This window comes from Bradyrhizobium diazoefficiens, from assembly GCF_016616235.1.
Lineage (GTDB): Bacteria > Pseudomonadota > Alphaproteobacteria > Rhizobiales > Xanthobacteraceae > Bradyrhizobium > Bradyrhizobium diazoefficiens_H.
On sequence record NZ_CP067100.1, the window covers coordinates 4,365,530 to 4,381,727 of the forward strand.

Here is a 16,198-nt window from a genome sequence, read left to right on the forward strand (position 1 = left end):
CGTTGAAACCGCCCGGCCAAACCGGGCGGTTTTGATTTGGCGAGGGCATTCGAATGCAAAGCGCGATCGTTCTCGGCGGCGGCATGATTGGCGTCAGCGCGGCGCTGCACCTGCGGCAGCGCGGCTGGTCGGTCACGCTCGTTGACCGCAGGGAGCCGGGCCGCGAGACCAGCTACGGCAATGCCGGGATGATCCAGGCCGAAGCGGTGCGCCCCTATCCGATGCCGCGCGATCTCTTTTCGCTGCTCAAGATCGCGACCGGCCGCACCAACGACGTCCGCTACAGCCCGTCGTCGCTTCATCTCCATATCGAGCCCCTGCTCCGCTACTGGTGGCATTCGGCGCCGAAGCGGCATCGCGAAGCGATCGACGCCTGGGCGCGGCTGATCGCCTACGCAACAAGCGAGCACGACATCCTCATTCGCGAGGCCCATGCCGACAATCTGATCCGCCGCGCCGGATACCGGCATCTGCATCGCGACCCGGGCTCATTCGATCAGGCCGTCAAGGCCGCGGAAGAAGACGAGCGCGAGTTCGGCGTGAGGTTTCGCGCGCTCTCAGGCGCCGAGCTCGCCAAGGCCGAACCGATCCTGCGCGACGACCTCCCCGGCGCGATTCACTGGCTCGACACCTGGACCGTGTCCGATCCCGGCGCGCTGGTCACCGCCTATGCCGAGCTGCTCGAGCGCCTCGGCGGCGCCATTGTGCTCGGTGATGCCCAGAGCCTGCAGCAGACCGCGACCGGCTGGTCGGTCAGCACCGACAAGGGACGCATCGATGCGCACCACGCCGTGGTGACGCTCGGACCTTGGTCACCCGATCTGCTGCACAAGTTCGGCTACCGCATCCCCTTGGTGCGCAAGCGCGGCTACCACATGCACTATGCCGGCGGCGCGTCGCTCGATTTACCCCTCGTCGACAAGGCCGGCGGCTACGCCATGGGGCCGATGGCCAAGGGCATCCGCATCACCACCGGCGCGGAATTGACCGGCATGGATGCGCTCGCAACGCCGGTGCAGCTCGCCAGCGCCGAAGCCTCCGCGCGCGAGCTGATCGATCTTGGCCAGCGCGTCGAGCCGGATCCCTGGTTCGGCACGCGGCCCTGCACGCCCGACATGCTGCCGGTGCTCGGCCCGGCCCCGCGCCACCCCGGCCTCTGGATGAATTTTGGCCACGGCCACCAGGGCTTTACGCTCGGGCCCGCGACCGGACGCCTGCTCGCCGAGATGATGAGCGGCGAGACGCCGGCGATCGATCCCGCGCCATATCGGCCGGAGCGGTTCTAGCTTTCCGCCTTCGCGGCCAGCACCGCGAGTGCAGCCGACAGCCGCATCAGCGGGTCGTTCCATTCGCGGGGGCTGCGCTGGCGGAACAGGCGCATGGTCGGATACCACGGGCTGTCCTCGCGCTCGCGCAGCCAGCGCCAGTCGAGCCCGTAAGGCGTCAGCATCCAGACCGGACGGCCGAGCGCGCCGGCGAGATGCGCGACTGACGTATCGACGGCAATGACGAGATCGAGCGCAGCGACCGCAGCCGCCGTGTCGGCGAAATCGCCGAGCGCAGGCGCAAGGTCGATGACGTCGCAGCCAAGCGCCGCAAGCATCTCGCCATCCTCTGGCCGCGGCTCCTTTTGCAGTGAGTAGAGCTGCACGCCGGGCATCACGAGGCGCGGCAGCACGGAAGCGGCCGGCAGCGAGCGTTGCCGGTCGCCCTTATGCCTGGCGTTGCCGGCCCAGACCACGCCGACCTTCAAGCCCGTGACATCCGCGAGCGCCGCGCGCCAGCGAGACAGTCTTGCGGGATCGGGATGCAGATACGGCACATCGGCCGGGATGGTATCAAGCGTGGTGCCAAACACGCGCGGCAGGCTCATCAGCGGCAGTTGCAGATCGAACCGCGGCAGCGCTTCGCCGCGCGGGATCACGGTGACATCGGGAAGCTGCCGCAGCAACGTGGCGAGCGCCGGCTGAACCTGAAGGATGATCTTGCCGCCGAGGGCCGCCACCGTCGGCACATAGCGCACGAAATGCAGGGCATCGCCGAGCCCGTATTCCGCGAACAGCAGCAGCGTGCGCCCGTTCAGCGGCTCACCCTGCCACTCAGGCTCGCTGAAGGTGGGATCGCCGTCGGACAGCGACTTGCATTTGCGCCGCCAGCGATAGGCCGCAAAGCCATTCACGAAGTCGCCGTTCATCAGCAGGAAATGCGCATGGTTGTACTGCGCGAGCGGCTGCTCCGGATCGAACCCGACCGCGCGATGCGAGGCCGCGAGCGCCTCGTCGATCTCGCCGGCATTGCGCAGCGCCACCGCAAGATTGGCGTGGCCCTTGGCATAGTCGGGATCGGCAGCGACCGCGCAGCGATGCGCGGCAATCGCATCGCAGGCGCGGTCCTGCTTCTCGAAGACGATGCCGAGATTGGTCCAGGCCGCTGCGTAATCGGGCTTGAGCAGCACCGCTTGCTCGCAGGCGGAGGCCGCCTCGTCCAGCGCGCCGAGCTCGGACAGACAGGCGCCGAGATTGCTTGCGATCACGTGATCCGATGCGTCGCGCGCAAGGCTCCGCCGGTAGATCTCGGCAGCGTCTTGCAGCTGACCGGCCTCGTGCAGCACGAGGCCCAGCAGGCGCAGTGCCGCCACGTTATCAGGTGCGAGCGCGATGGCCCGGCGGTACGAGGCGACGGCGTCTTGAAGCAATCCTTCCCGGTAGAGCACGGCGCCGAGACTGCACAGCAGCGCGGGATCATCCGGATCGCTGTCGAGGGCGCGGCGATAAGCGGCTTCCGCCTCGCCGAGCCGCATCTGATCCGCAAGGAGATTGCCGAGATTGAGCCAGACGCCGCGATAGCAAGGCTCCCGCGCGATAACCGCGCGATAGGCCTCCTCGGCTTCCGTCGGCCGCCCCTGCCCGGCGAGCACGACGGCGAGATTGAAGCAGGCCCGCGTCAGATGCGCATCGAGCACCAGCGCGCGGCGATAGGCGGCTTCGGCCTCGTCGAACCGCGCGAGCGCTCCCAGTGCCAAGCCGAGCTTGTTGTGCAGGCCCGCATCGTCCGGCCGCCGGACCAGCGCACGGCGGAACGCGGCCACCGCGCCTTCCTGCTCGCCCTTCAGCGCCAGTGCGTCGCCGAGCGTGACCAGCGCAGGCGCATGGTCCGGATCGATGTCGAAGACGCGGCCGAGCAGCTCGGCACCATCGGCCGCGCGATCCGTGACGAAAGCGGCCACGGCGGCAAGATGCAACGCCGGCACATGATCCGGCTCGACCCGCAGCACCTCCGCACAGAGCGCGTCAGCCTGATCCGGCCGCCCCGCCGAAAAACGCTCCGCCGCCTCCAGCACGATTCGATCCACAGCCCCGTTGCCCACGATACCGCCCGCCCCTTAACGTCAGAGATGCGGGTTAAACGGGCGAAGCCGCGAAATCCGTCAGTCGGATCGCTCGGCCGGCCAAAAGAAAAAGGGCTGATCGAGAATCTCGACCAGCCCTGCGACTTCGAGCTCTGACGGCGCCGGCGCCGGCTGCACATCAGTCCGTCGTGACGGCCGTTTCCATGTCGGTCGGATCGATCTGCCTGGAGAGGTTGGCGTTGAGCTTGTTGCGGTCGAGCTCGCCCTCCCACCAGGCGACGATCACGCAGGCAACGCCGTTGCCGCACAGATTGGTCAGCGCGCGGCACTCGCTCATGAACTTGTCGATGCCGAGCACGATCGCCATGCCCGGCACGAGGCGCGGATCGACCACGGCGAGCGTTGCCGCCAGCGTGATGAAGCCCGCCCCGGTGATGCCCGAGGCACCCTTCGAGGTCAGCATCGCCACGACCAGAATCGTGAGCTGCTGACTGAAGGAGAGATCGTAGCCGAGCGCCTGCGCGATGAAGAGCGTCGCCAGCGTCATGTAGATGTTGGTGCCGTCGAGGTTGAACGAATAGCCCGTGGGCACCACGAGGCCGACCACCGACTTGGAGCAGCCGAGCCGCTCCAGCTTCTCCATCAGGGACGGCAGCGCACTTTCCGAGGACGAGGTGCCGAGCACGATCAGCAGCTCGTCCTTGATGTAGGCCAGGAACTTGAAGATCGAGAAGCCGGCGATCCGCGCGATGATGCCGAGCACCACTAACACGAACAGCGCCGCGGTGACGTAGAACGTCGCGATCAGTCCGATCAAGTTGAGGATCGCGCCGGTGCCGAACTTGCCAATCGTAAAGGCCATCGCGCCGAACGCACCGATCGGCGCCGCGCGCATCACGATCGCGATGACGCCGAACACCGCGTGCGCGGCATCGTCGATGAAGCTGCGGATGGAATGGCCGCGCTCGCCGAGCCCCATGATGGCGAAGCCGAACAGCACCGAGAACAGCAGCACCTGGAGGATCTCGCCTTGCGCGAAGGCGCCGACCACGGTGTCCGGAATGATGTGCAGCACGAAATCGACTGACTTCTGACCGGCGGCCTGCTTGGCGTAATTGGCGACGGCCGCCTCGTTGGCCGCGCCGCTGCCGAAGCCGGCGCCCGGCTTCACCAGATTGCCGATGATCAGTCCGATCACCAGCGCAAAGGTCGAGACGATCTCGAAATAGACCAGCGCCTTGACGCCGATGCGGCCGACCTTCTTGGCGTCCTGGATATGGGCGATGCCGGAGACCACGGTGCAGAAGATGATCGGCGCGATCACCATCTTGATCAGCTTGATGAAGCCGTCGCCGAGCGCCTTGATCCAGTCGTTGGTGGCGACTTGCGGCCAGAGCGAGCCGACGATGACGCCGAGCACGATGGCGATCAGCACCTGAACGTAGAGAATTTTGTACCACGGCTTGGCTGCGGCTGGCGCTGCAGGCGCCGCCGCCATCGTTGTCGTCGTCATTGTTTCACTCCCCCTCAAACTCGGAGCCAGCCAAGATCAACTTGGCCGGCTCTGTCAATCGGAACTGCTCGTTTTGGCGCGCTTTAGCCGCGGCGATCGACGATCCGGCGTGCCGCCGGCATCAGCGTCGCGCCCAGCGCGTTCTTGACCAGCGAGGCTGCAATAAATGGCGCAACGCCGACTTGCCAGGCCTTCGCGGCGCCGAGTCCGAGACCAAAAGCAAGCCAGCCGAACCCGGCCACCAGTATGACAATATGACCAACTGCCATCGCTGCGAACAACAGCACGACGCTGCGATCCCAGCCGCGCTCGGCGAGCCAGCCGGTGATGAAGGCGGCGCCAACGAAGCCGAACAGATAACCGGCGGTCGGACCGACCAGCGGTGCAATCCCGCCGACCGGGCTGGCGAACACCGGCAGTCCCATTCCGCCTTCGGCGAGGTAGGCGATCATGGTTGCGCTGCCAAGGCGCCAGCCATAGGCAGCGCCGATCATCAGCACCACCAGCGTCTGCAACGTCATGGGCACGTAAGGCAGCGGCAGGTTCACCTTGGCTGATAGCGCCATCAAGGCGGTGCCGAGCGCGATCAGCACGACGGCGCGAACTGCGCCGACACTTTCACCCGGCCGGGTCGGCCACATCAGGGCGGCGAGAGGAGAATGCGAAGTGACGGACGGCAAGGAAGGGTCAGACAAGTTGAACTCCGGAAGGCTTTCCAAAACTGGCGGCTATTTAAGCCAGTGAGCGATCCGGTCAACTGCCTCGCGCATCTCTTCCGCCGAGCGCGCATAGGAAAAACGAATGAACGAGCGGCCGTGGATAGGATCGAAATCGACTCCTGGCGTTGCCGCGACGTTGGCCTGCTCCAGCATCTGCTTGGCGAACTCGAAACTGTCGGAGGTGAAGTCGGAGACATCGGCATAGAGATAAAATGCACCGTCGGCAGGCAGAAACTTGCGAAGGCCCGCCTTGGGCAATCCCTCGATCAAAATGCGCCGGTTTTCCTGATAGCCGTGCTTGATCTCCTCCATCTCGGCCGCGCCGTCGAATGCCGCCTCCGCCGCGATCTGCGACAGCGCCGGCACCGAGATCGACAGGTTCTGCTGGAGACGCTCGATCGGGCGCACCAGAATTTCCGGCGCGACCATCCAGCCGACGCGCCAGCCGGTCATGCAAAAATATTTCGAGAACGAGTTGATCACCAGCGCGTGCTCGGATAGCGCCGCCGCCGTCACTGCGGGAAACGCGTAGTCGAGCCCGTGATAGATCTCGTCGGAGATGAAGCGGATGCCGGCATCCTCCGCCGCTGCGATCAGGCCGGCGAGCGCCTCGCGCGACATCATCGTTCCCGTCGGATTGGCGGGGCTGCCGACCAGCACGCCCTTGAGCGGCGCCTTGCGATGGGCGGCGAGCAGCGCCTCGCCCGTCAGCGCATGACGCGTCTCGTCGGCGGTCTCGATCAGCACCGGCTCGCAGCCGAGCGCGGTGAGGATGTGGCGGTACGGCGGATAGCCCGGCACCGTCACGGCGACGCGGTCGCCCGGCTCGAACATCGACAGGAACGCCAGGATGAACCCGCCGGAGGAGCCCGTCGTCACCACGATCCGCTCGGGGCTGACGTCACAGCCATAGACATCGCGATAATGCCGGGCGATGCGCGCGCGCAAGGAAGGAATGCCGAGCGCCGAGGTGTAATCGATCCGCCCGGCCTCGAGCGCGGCATGGGCCGCCGCGATCGCGGTCTTCGGCGCACCCGCCGCGGGCTGGCCGACCTCCATATGGATGACGTGGCCGCCGGCGGCCTCGATTCGGGCTGCCGCGGCCATGACGTCCATCACCATGAAGGGGGGAACATCGCTGCGGCGGGAGGGCTCGAGCCACTGCCCCAACCGGTTCCTCAATGTCGCATGGTGCATCGATTTCTGCTATTTCGCTGGCGGACCGGTCCGTCCGGTCCGTAAAAAACGGGGCGCTTGCGCCCCAGACTGGCCGCATTGTACGGCTCATAAGGAGTGCGGCTCACAAGGGCATATCGCGTATCCGGTCCGCCGCCAATCGCCAAAACCAATCACGAAACCGCTTTGCAAGAACGCCTGACCAAGACCGTTTGACCCAGACCGCCTGATGTTGCCCCAGATCGCATTGCGCAAGAAGGCCTCCGCCCTCACTGCCCTCGTCACGGCCGCGGCGATCGCGCTGCTGCCGGTTCCGGCCGCGCATGGACAGGCCAAGGGGCCGCCGGTGCTGCGCGACACCGAAACCGAGCAGCTGCTGCGCGAATACACCCGCCCGATCCTGCGCGTCGCCGGTCTGGAGAAGCAGAACATTCAGATGGTGATCCTCAACGACGCCTCGTTCAACGCGTTCGTTGCGGACGGCCGCCGCATCTTCGTCAATTACGGCGCAATCCTCCAGTCGGAGACGCCAAACCAGATCATCGGCGTGCTCGCGCACGAAACCGGGCATCTGGCCGGCGGCCACCTGTCCAAGCTGCGCGAGCAGCTCGCCACCGCCCAGACCCAGATGATCATCGCGATGTTGCTCGGCGCCGGCGCGATTGCCGTCGGCAGCACTCGTGGCAGCAACAGCGCGGGCAATAACGGTCTCGCCAATGCCGGCGCGGCCGCGATCGCCGCCCCGCAGGAGATGATCCGCCGCTCGCTGCTGTCCTACCAGCGCCAGCAGGAGGAGAACGCCGACCGCGCCGGCGTGAAATTCCTGACAGCGACCCAGCAATCGCCGAAGGGCATGTACGAGACGTTCAAGCGCTTCACCGGCGAAAGCCTGTTCGCCGCACGCGGCGCCGATCCCTATCTCCAGTCGCACCCGATGCCCGCCGAGCGCGTCGCCGCGCTCCAGGAATTCGCCAGCTCCAGCCCCTATTGGGACAAGAAGGACGATCCCGCGCTGCAGCTCCGCCACGACATGGTGCGTGCCAAGATCTCCGCGTTCATGGAGCGGCCGGAGACGGTGTATCGCCGCTATCCGCAGACCAACGAGAGCCTGCCGGCGCGCTATGCCCGCGCCATCAGCACCTATCTGCACGGGGACTTACGCAGCGCGCTGGCCCAGATCGACGCCCTGATCCAGGTCCAGCCCAACAACCCGTACTTCTACGAGGTGCGCGGCCAGGCGCTGCTGGAGAGCGGCAAGCCTGCCGAGGCCATCGCCCCGCTGCGCAAGGCGGTCGCGCTCTCCAACAATGCGCCCCTCATCGAGATGTTACTTGGGCAGGCTCTGGTTGGAACCGATAATAAGGCCTACACGGACGACGCCGTTCGGATTCTCCGCGCCGCGGTGGCGCGCGAGCCCGAGGCGCCGCTCGGCTATACCCAGCTCGCGATGGCCTATGGCCGGAAGGGCGACTATGCCGAGGCCGATCTCGCCTCGGCCCAGGCCGCCTATTTGCGCGGCGACAACAAGACCGCCCGCGAGCTTGCCACGCGCGCGAAAACCCGTTTCGCCGTCGGCACGCCCGGATGGGTCAAGGCCGACGACATCGTGGCGGCGAAGCCGCCGCGCAACTAGATCGACCCAACCGACGCCCGACACTACGACGTCACGACATCGAGCTTAAGTCCGCCGGGACGCATCCCGAAACCTGCTTTGGATAAGAGGATTTGCCTATGCCTTCGCTGCGCCTGCTTGCTCCCGCGCTGTTTGCGCTCGCCATGTTCGGTGCAGCCGTGCCCGCGTCGGCCGACAGCTTCTCCGATGCCCAGCGCACCGACATCGAGGCGATCGTCAGGAACTACCTCGTCACCCACCCGGAGGTGCTCGAGGAGGCCATGACCGAGCTCAGCAAGCGCCAGGCCGACGCCGAAACCAAGAAGCACGAGGCCAGCATCGCGCAGAATTCGGATGCGATCTTCAACTCGCCGCGCCAGGTCGTGCTCGGCAACAAGGACGGCGACGTCACCTTCGTCGAGTTCTTCGATTACAATTGCGGCTACTGCAAGCGCGCCATGGGCGACATGCTCGACCTCATGAAGAGCGATCCGAAGCTGAAGGTCGTGCTGAAGGAATTTCCGGTGCTGAGCCAGGGTTCAGTCGAGGCGGCGCAGGTCGCGGTCGCCGTGCGCATGCAGGACCCCACCGGCAAGAAGTATCTCGACTTCCACCAGAGGCTGCTCGGCGGCCGCGGCGCCGCGGACAAGGCGCGCGCCATGCAGGCGGCCAAGGAGGCCGGCCTCGACACCGCCAGGATCGAGAAGGACATCCAAAACCCTGAGGTGCGCGCCACCATCGAGGAGAACTTCAAGCTTGCGGAGGCCATGGGCATGAACGGCACGCCGAGCTACGTGATCGGCAAGCAGATCGTGATCGGCGCCGTCGGCCTCGAAGGCCTCAAGGAAAAGATCGGCGTCGCCCGCTGCGGCAAGGCAACCTGCTGATCAGGTGTTCTACGCTTCAGCAAACGCAAAAGGCCGGCTGAAAAGCCGGCCTTTTTCTTGCACCAAACCGTGGCTCACACCTTGGTTCAAACCTTGGCGCGATCCTGCAAAGTCATTCATCCGGCATTCAACAAACAAATGCCGCGGAACAGGCGAAGTTCCGGAACAACTCAAATCCCCTTTCGTTGGTGGCGCGGGCAATGACGCGAAGAAAACACGTGAGGAGAATTCGATGTTGAATCGCTTTATGATCTCGGTTGCCGCGCTCGCGCTGGTCGCGGGCACCGGTTTCGCCAACGCACAGGGCACCATGGGCCGCGACAGCGGCGGCGCGCAGACGCAGCATTCGCAGTCTTCGGGCGGCGCGGCCGAGCGCAGCGGCTCGATGGGCAAGGAATCCACCCAGGAGAAATCCGCACAAGACAAATCCACCCACGAGAAGGGCACCGTCGGCCAGGCCGGCGGCTCCGGCAGCATGAAGTCCGGCACCTCGGCCGAGGACAAGTCCTCGGGCGCGACGAAGGACGAGCATTCGGGCCGCGAGATGAACAAGAACGCGGCTGAGGACAAGTCCGGCGCCACCAAGGGCCAGCGCACCGACGAGCGTGCGCAGGGTCAGCAGGACAAGTCCAAGAGCATGAGCCAGGACACCAGCAAGTCCGGCGCCCAGAAGGACCAGAAGGCTGAGGGCAGCAAGACCGGCACCTCGACCAACAACGCCGAGAACCAGAATCGTACCGGCACGAGCCCCAACCAGAACGCTCAGGGTCAGACCGGCACCAGCACCAACCAGAACGCCCAGGGTCAGACCAACACGACGGTTGGCCAGGCCGGTGCCGGCGCCAAGCTCTCGACCGAGCAGCGGACCCAGATCACGTCGGTGATCCGCGAGGAGCACGTGCGGCCCGTCACCAACGTGAACTTCTCGATCTCGGTCGGCACGCGCATTCCGCGTGAGGGCATCGAGCTGCACGCCCTGCCGTCGCGGGTCGTGACGATCTATCCGGAGTGGCGGACCTATAAGTACGTCCTGGTCCGGGATGAGATCGTGATCATCAATCCGGACACCTACGAGATCGTGGCGGTCCTGAACGCCTAAGGCCGGATACCGGCAACCTCAGGGGCGGGCAGCAATGCCCGCCCCCTTTGCATTCGGCCGCAGCCATGGTTAGGACTGGTTAACAAGCAATTTCCGTATCTTCCGCACAGGTTTTTGCGCTCTGGATGAGGGGCTTGATGCACCCCCGGAGCCCCTTCGAGGCTTCCCCTGGGGCGCTTTGTTACCTATAACCGCCGCCACGCCGAAGCACCTCTTTCCGGGATTGGAATGGCTGAACCTGCAACCGACACGATCCTCGTCCTGAACGGGCCGAACCTCAACATGCTGGGGACGCGCGAGCCCGAGAAGTACGGTCATGCCACGCTGGCCGATGTCGAGGCGCTGTGCCGGGAGACGGCAGCACACTTCGGCCTGAAGGCCGACTGCCGCCAGTCCAACCGCGAAGGCGAGCTGATCGATTTCATCCACGAGGCGCATGCGCGCAAGATGAAGGGCATCATCATCAATGCGGGCGGCTATTCGCACACCTCGATCGCGCTGCACGACGCGCTGCTGGCGGTGCAGATCCCGACGGTCGAGGTGCATGTGACCAACATCCATGCCCGCGAGAGCTTCCGTCACCACTCCTACACCGCGCGCGCGGCCTTCGCCTCGCTCTGCGGTTTCGGCATCGAGGGCTACCGCCTCGCCATCCAGGGCCTTGCCGCCAGGCTCGGCATCAAGTCCAAAGCCTGACGCTCCCTCATCACACAGAACATTCGGATCAAACAACATGGCGCGCCAGCCAGACGATAAAGCAGCCGCAAAGTTTTCCAGCGAGGATTCCGCGCTCGTGCGCGAGCTCGCATTGCTGCTCGATGAGACCAGCCTCACCGAGATCGAGATTGAACGTGCGGGCCTGCGCCTGCGCGTCGCCCGCAACATCAGCGTCGCCGCGACCATGCCGATGCCGGTCGCAGCCCCTCCCGCCGCCCTGCCGGCGGCAGCAAGCGCCGTTGCAGCGCCCGCTGCGGCCGCAGCCGACCTGTCTAAACATCCCGGCGCCGTCACCTCGCCGATGGTCGGCACCGCTTATTGGGCGCCGGAGCCCGGCGCCAAACCGTTCATCGAGGTCGGCAGCAAGGTCTCGGTCGGCCAGACGCTGCTGATCATCGAAGCCATGAAGACCATGAACCAGATCCCCTCGCCGCGCGCCGGTACGGTGACACAGATCCTGGTCGACGACGGCCAGCCGGTCGAGTACGGCGAGCCGCTGGTCATTATTGAGTGACGCGAATGGGGAATAGCGAATAGCGAATGGCATCAGCCTTCCCTACTCGCCATTCGCCACTCGCCATTCGCTGCAGGACAACATGTTCGACAAGATCCTCATAGCCAATCGCGGCGAGATCGCCCTTCGCATCCTGCGCGCCTGCAAGGAGCTAGGGATCGCCACCGTTGCCGTGCACTCCACCGCCGACGCCGATGCCATGCATGTGCGCCTGTCGGACGAGAGCGTCTGCATCGGCCCGCCACCGTCCAAGGACAGCTATCTCAACGTGCCCGCGCTGCTCGCGGCCTGCGAGATCACCGGCGCCGATGCCGTGCATCCCGGCTACGGCTTCCTGTCCGAGAACGCGCGCTTCGCGGAAATTCTCGCGGAGCACAATCTGCAGTTCATCGGCCCCAAGGCCGAGCACATCCGCCTGATGGGCGACAAGATCGAGGCCAAGAAGACCGCCAAGAAGCTCGGCATCCCCGTGGTGCCCGGCTCCGACGGCGCGGTCGGCCCCGACGACGATGCGATGGCGATCGCGAAGAAAATCGGCTTCCCGGTGCTGGTGAAGGCGGCGGCCGGCGGCGGCGGCCGCGGCATGAAGGTCGCGCACAGCGAGGCCGACCTCCAGGTCGCGCTGTCGACGGCGGCCAATGAAGCCAAGTCGGCCTTTGGCGACGCATCGGTCTATCTGGAAAAATACCTCCAGAAGCCGCGCCACATCGAGATCCAGATCCTTGGCGACGGCCGCGGCGGCGCCATCCATCTCGGCGAGCGCGATTGCTCGCTGCAACGCCGTCACCAGAAAGTCTGGGAGGAAGGGCCCTCACCGGTGCTCGCCGCCGCCGCGCGCGCCAAAATCGGCGAGACCTGCGCGAAAGCGATGCGCGAGATGAAATATCTCGGCGTCGGCACCATCGAGTTCCTGTTCGAGGACGGCGAGTTCTACTTCATCGAGATGAACACGCGCATCCAGGTCGAGCATCCCGTCACCGAGAGCATCACCGACATCGACCTCGTGCTGGAGCAGATCCGCATCGCCGCGGGCGGCGAATTGCCGGCGAAGCAGACTGAGGTGCAGATCATCGGCCACGCCATCGAGTGCCGCATCAACGCCGAGAACCCGCAGACCTTCCGGCCCTCGCCGGGCCGCATCACCCAATATCACCCGCCCGGCGGGCTCGGCGTGCGGATCGATTCCGCGGTCTATCAGGGCTACCAGATCCCGCCATATTACGACTCGCTGGTCGGCAAGCTGATCGTCCATGGCAAGACCCGGGCCGAATGCCTGATGCGGCTGCGCCGGGCGCTGGACGAGATGGTGGTCGAGGGCATCGAGACCACGCTGCCGCTGTTCCGTGACCTGGTCCGCCAGGCCGCCATCATCGATGGCGACTACCACATCCATTGGCTGGAACAGTATCTCGCCGGCAAGGCGGAACCTGCTCCCAAATAACGTCCAGCCGCTTTGGAACCCTTTGCCTTCGCGGACGTTCTGAGCAGTTGGAACTGCTCTCGGGGGCCTCTTTGCATTCCGTCGTTTGTGTGAGGCGAGACCGTCGTGACGGCTGAGTCCCTCCGGCGGCGCGCAATCTGGCAGATCCTGCTGTTCGCGGCGGGCCTCTTGGTGCTGACCGTGATCAGCGCCGGCTCGGTCTATCTCGTCAACAAGGCCAGGGAGGACAGCAAATGGGTGATCCACACCATCGAGGTGGAAAATCAGATCAACACCCTGCTGCTTGAAGTCCGTCGCGCCGAGAGCGGCGCCCGCGGCTTTCTCCTGACGCGGGGACCGGACTTCCAGTCGGACCATGAGAAGGCCGTCGCAGCGATCATTCCGGCGCTCGACAAGCTTACGCGTCAGATCGGCGACGATCCGGCGCAACGCGACAGCATCGAGAAGCTGAGAGCAGCGATCGGAACGCGGCTCGACCAGTTCTCGCGCGAGATGGATTTCGTCAGGCAGGATCAACCCGATCGGGCCATTGCGCTGGTCCGCGAGGCCGCCGCAAGCAACACCACGACCACGATCGGCAACCTGGCCAACGCGATGATCCGCGAAGAGGAGCGGCTGTTCCGGATCCGGACTGCCAACTCCGATCGAAGTCAGACGCTCGCCGCATCGATGACGGGCATCGGATCGGGCCTCGTCGTGCTGCTGGCGCTGATCTCGATCTGGCTGGTCCGCCGATCCGCACGTGCGCGCGATGAAGCTGACACGCGTCTGCGCGACGCAAACCTCAACCTTGAGTCTGTCGTCGACGAACGCACGGCAGACCTGCGCGAGGCCAACGACGAAATCCAGCGCTTTGCCTACATCGTCAGCCACGATCTGCGCTCGCCCCTCGTCAACATCATGGGCTTCACCAGCGAACTCGAAGAGCTTGGCGGCGACATTTTCCGCCGCATCGGCAGCCTCACCCATGAAGCGGCCGGCGGGCCGCCGCCGGCGGCTGGCGAGATTTCGCTCACAGGCCCCGACCAGCAGCTTTCGGCGGATTTTTCCGAGGCGCTCGGCTTCATCAAGTCCTCCATCGCCAAGATGGATCGCCTGATCTCGGCGATCCTCAACCTCACCCGCGAGGGCCGGCGCGAGTTCAAGCCGGAGAAGATCGACATGCGCGAGCTGATCGAGGCCATCGTCTCGACACTGGCGCATCAGGCCGCCGAGGCGCAGGCCGAGATCCATGTCGAGCCGCTGCCGAATCTGGTCAGCGACCGTCTTGCGCTGGAGCAGATCTTCTCCAATCTGATCGACAACGGGATCAAATATCTCAAGACCGACGTTCCCGGCGAGATCAGAATCCGGGGGCGCACCAAACTCGGATACGCTATCTTCGAGATCAGCGACAACGGCCGGGGCATCGATCCCAGGGATCACCAGCGGATTTTCGACCTATTCCGCAGGGCGGGAACCCAGGACAGGCCCGGCCAGGGCATAGGTCTTGCCCACGTGCGTGCACTTGTGCGCCGCCTCGGCGGCACGATGTCGGTATCGTCGGAACTGAACGCGGGCAGCACGTTCACGATCACACTGCCCATCGCCTGGAACGCCAGCAACCGGAACGCAGATCGATGACTCAGCCCGTCAGCATCATCATGATCGAGGACGACGAGGGACATGCCCGCCTGATCGAGCGCAACATCCGCCGCTCCGGCGTCAACAACGAGATCATCTCCTTCGCCAACGGCAGCGACGCGATGAGGCACCTGTTCGGCGCCGACGGCAGCGGCCTCGTGCAGAAGGGCAATGCGCTCTTGATCCTGCTCGACCTCAACCTGCCCGACATGACCGGAATCGACATCCTGAAGCAGATCAAGGAGAACAAATATCTGAAGGCCTCGCCCGTGGTGGTGCTGACCACCACCGACGACAGCCAGGAAATCAAGCGCTGCTACGAGCTCGGCTGCAACGTCTACATCACCAAGCCCGTCAATTACGAGAATTTCGCCAATGCCATCCGGCAGCTCGGCCTGTTCTTCTCGGTCATCCAGGTCCCTCCCGCCGCCCCATGAACCAGCGCACGCCAACACTGCTCTACATCGATGACGACGATGCGCTGGCGCGCCTGGTCGATCGCGGCCTGACGCGGCGCGGCTACAAGGTCGTGCATGCTGCAAGCGGCGAGGAAGGCCTCGAACGCATCCGCCGCGCGGGGACCGATGGCGGCATCGACGTCGTGGCGCTCGATCAGTATATGCCCGGGCTCGACGGGCTGGAGACGCTCGAGCAGATCATGGCCATCGCGGGCGCGCCGCCCGTCGTGTTCGTCACGGCCTCGCAGGATTCCACCATTGCGGTGACTGCGTTGAAGGCGGGCGCGGCCGATTATCTCGTCAAGGACGTCAAGGGCGACTTCATCCCCCTGCTCCACGTTGCGGCCGAGGGCGCGCTGCGCCAGGCCGAGTTGCAGAAGGCGCGCGAGGAAGCCGAAGCCGAGATCCACGCCTCGCGCGACCGCTACGCCGCGCTCGCCGCCGAGCGCGAGCTCTTGCTGCGCGAGGTCAATCACCGCGTCGGCAACTCGCTCCAGATCATCGCCTCGCTGCTGCACCTTCAGGCGAGCTCCGCCGCGCGGGAAGAGGTCAAGGCGGCGCTGACCAATGCGATGGGCCGCGTTGCAGCGGTCGCGCAGGTGCACCGCCGCCTCTACACCTCGCAGGACCTCAAGAGCGTGGTGCTGAACCAATATCTGGATTCGCTGCTCGAGGATCTCCGCCGCTCGGCCGAAGGCAACCGGATGTCGCGCCTGACGCTGAAGGCCGAACCGATCGAGATCGACCCGGACCGCGCGGTCGCCGTCGGCATCATCGTCAACGAGCTGGTGATGAACGCGGTGAAATACGCCTATCCTGACGGCGCCGGCCCGATCCATGTCGAGCTGAGCTCGACAGGAGACGACCTGCTGCTGTCGATCAGCGACGACGGCGTCGGCGACAAGGGCAAGGCCGATCCGCGCTCCACCGGCATGGGCCAGCGCATCGTCGCAGCGATGGCCTCCAAGCTCGAAGCCACCGTCGAGCGCGACCCCGCGCATTCAGGAACCCGCATCGTGCTGAGGTTCCGCCGCGCGCCCGCCGCCCCCGGCAAAGCAAATAATGTCGCCGCGAGCTGACCCGCGCCGCC

The 16,198-nt window shown here is 65.5% G+C and carries 14 protein-coding genes; 10 read left to right on the plus strand and 4 right to left on the minus strand.

Going from position 1 to position 16,198, the window contains the following annotated elements:
* Positions 1-53: 53 nt before the first annotated feature.
* Positions 54-1,286, plus strand: coding sequence for an NAD(P)/FAD-dependent oxidoreductase (locus tag JJB99_RS20725; protein ID WP_200494184.1), 1,233 nt, complete (start codon positions 54-56; stop codon positions 1,284-1,286).
* Here JJB99_RS20725 and JJB99_RS20730 read toward each other — a convergent pair.
* From JJB99_RS20730 to JJB99_RS20745, 4 genes are all read right to left on the minus strand, one after another.
* Positions 1,283-3,340 carry a tetratricopeptide repeat protein gene (locus JJB99_RS20730; RefSeq protein WP_246774931.1) on the minus strand — a complete coding sequence of 686 codons (2,058 nt, stop codon included), beginning with the start codon at positions 3,338-3,340 and terminating at the stop codon, positions 1,283-1,285. The two genes, JJB99_RS20725 and JJB99_RS20730, sit on opposite strands and share 4 nt — an antisense overlap.
* A 187-nt stretch (positions 3,341-3,527) precedes the next feature.
* Positions 3,528-4,862 carry a dicarboxylate/amino acid:cation symporter gene (locus JJB99_RS20735; RefSeq protein WP_200494186.1) on the minus strand — a complete coding sequence of 445 codons (1,335 nt, stop codon included), beginning with the start codon at positions 4,860-4,862 and terminating at the stop codon, positions 3,528-3,530.
* A gap of 83 nt (positions 4,863-4,945) precedes the next feature.
* On the minus strand, positions 4,946-5,503 hold the full coding sequence (locus tag JJB99_RS20740) for a biotin transporter BioY (protein WP_200500230.1): 558 nt from the start codon (positions 5,501-5,503) through the stop codon (positions 4,946-4,948).
* 87 nt (positions 5,504-5,590) lie between these two features.
* Positions 5,591-6,778 carry a pyridoxal phosphate-dependent aminotransferase gene (locus JJB99_RS20745; RefSeq protein WP_200494187.1) on the minus strand — a complete coding sequence of 396 codons (1,188 nt, stop codon included), beginning with the start codon at positions 6,776-6,778 and terminating at the stop codon, positions 5,591-5,593.
* 208 nt (positions 6,779-6,986) lie between these two features.
* Between JJB99_RS20745 and JJB99_RS20750 the strand changes: the two genes are divergently transcribed.
* From JJB99_RS20750 to JJB99_RS20790, 9 genes are all read left to right on the plus strand, one after another.
* Entirely contained in the window at positions 6,987-8,390 is a 1,404-nt protein-coding gene (locus tag JJB99_RS20750; RefSeq protein ID WP_200494188.1) for a M48 family metalloprotease, read from the plus strand.
* A gap of 98 nt (positions 8,391-8,488) precedes the next feature.
* Positions 8,489-9,256, plus strand: coding sequence for a DsbA family protein (locus JJB99_RS20755; RefSeq protein ID WP_200494189.1), 768 nt, complete (start codon positions 8,489-8,491; stop codon positions 9,254-9,256).
* 232 nt (positions 9,257-9,488) lie between these two features.
* Positions 9,489-10,355 (plus strand): DUF1236 domain-containing protein, encoded by an 867-nt coding sequence (locus tag JJB99_RS20760; RefSeq protein ID WP_200494190.1) that lies wholly within the window; start codon positions 9,489-9,491, stop codon positions 10,353-10,355.
* 228 nt (positions 10,356-10,583) lie between these two features.
* Positions 10,584-11,051, plus strand: coding sequence for a type II 3-dehydroquinate dehydratase (gene aroQ, locus JJB99_RS20765; RefSeq protein WP_200494191.1), 468 nt, complete (start codon positions 10,584-10,586; stop codon positions 11,049-11,051).
* Positions 11,052-11,088: 37 nt separating this feature from the next.
* Positions 11,089-11,586 (plus strand): acetyl-CoA carboxylase biotin carboxyl carrier protein, encoded by a 498-nt coding sequence (gene accB / locus JJB99_RS20770; RefSeq protein ID WP_200494192.1) that lies wholly within the window; start codon positions 11,089-11,091, stop codon positions 11,584-11,586.
* Between the two features lie 82 nt (positions 11,587-11,668).
* A complete protein-coding gene (accC, locus tag JJB99_RS20775; protein WP_200494193.1) occupies positions 11,669-13,027 on the plus strand; it encodes an acetyl-CoA carboxylase biotin carboxylase subunit in 1,359 nt (452 codons plus the stop codon).
* Between the two features lie 105 nt (positions 13,028-13,132).
* Positions 13,133-14,650 carry a sensor histidine kinase gene (locus JJB99_RS20780; RefSeq protein ID WP_200494194.1) on the plus strand — a complete coding sequence of 506 codons (1,518 nt, stop codon included), beginning with the start codon at positions 13,133-13,135 and terminating at the stop codon, positions 14,648-14,650.
* Positions 14,647-15,087: a response regulator gene (locus tag JJB99_RS20785; protein WP_200494195.1), complete on the plus strand. Its 441-nt coding sequence runs from the start codon at positions 14,647-14,649 to the stop codon at positions 15,085-15,087. The genes JJB99_RS20780 and JJB99_RS20785 overlap by 4 nt, the downstream gene beginning before the upstream one ends.
* Positions 15,084-16,187 (plus strand): sensor histidine kinase, encoded by a 1,104-nt coding sequence (locus JJB99_RS20790; RefSeq protein WP_200494196.1) that lies wholly within the window; start codon positions 15,084-15,086, stop codon positions 16,185-16,187. The genes JJB99_RS20785 and JJB99_RS20790 overlap by 4 nt, the downstream gene beginning before the upstream one ends.
* Positions 16,188-16,198: the final 11 nt, after the last annotated feature.

Coding starts and splice junctions, on each gene's coding strand:
- JJB99_RS20750 (WP_200494188.1), top strand. CDS start 6,987: ATGTTGCCCCAGATCGCATTGCGCAAGAAGGCCTCCGCCCTCACTGCC.
- JJB99_RS20740 (WP_200500230.1), bottom strand. CDS start 5,503: ATGTGGCCGACCCGGCCGGGTGAAAGTGTCGGCGCAGTTCGCGCCGTC.
- JJB99_RS20790 (WP_200494196.1), top strand. CDS start 15,084: ATGAACCAGCGCACGCCAACACTGCTCTACATCGATGACGACGATGCG.
- accC (WP_200494193.1), top strand. CDS start 11,669: ATGTTCGACAAGATCCTCATAGCCAATCGCGGCGAGATCGCCCTTCGC.
- JJB99_RS20755 (WP_200494189.1), top strand. CDS start 8,489: ATGCCTTCGCTGCGCCTGCTTGCTCCCGCGCTGTTTGCGCTCGCCATG.
- aroQ (WP_200494191.1), top strand. CDS start 10,584: ATGGCTGAACCTGCAACCGACACGATCCTCGTCCTGAACGGGCCGAAC.
- accB (WP_200494192.1), top strand. CDS start 11,089: ATGGCGCGCCAGCCAGACGATAAAGCAGCCGCAAAGTTTTCCAGCGAG.
- JJB99_RS20725 (WP_200494184.1), top strand. CDS start 54: ATGCAAAGCGCGATCGTTCTCGGCGGCGGCATGATTGGCGTCAGCGCG.
- JJB99_RS20735 (WP_200494186.1), bottom strand. CDS start 4,862: ATGACGACGACAACGATGGCGGCGGCGCCTGCAGCGCCAGCCGCAGCC.
- JJB99_RS20745 (WP_200494187.1), bottom strand. CDS start 6,778: ATGCACCATGCGACATTGAGGAACCGGTTGGGGCAGTGGCTCGAGCCC.
- JJB99_RS20785 (WP_200494195.1), top strand. CDS start 14,647: ATGACTCAGCCCGTCAGCATCATCATGATCGAGGACGACGAGGGACAT.
- JJB99_RS20760 (WP_200494190.1), top strand. CDS start 9,489: ATGTTGAATCGCTTTATGATCTCGGTTGCCGCGCTCGCGCTGGTCGCG.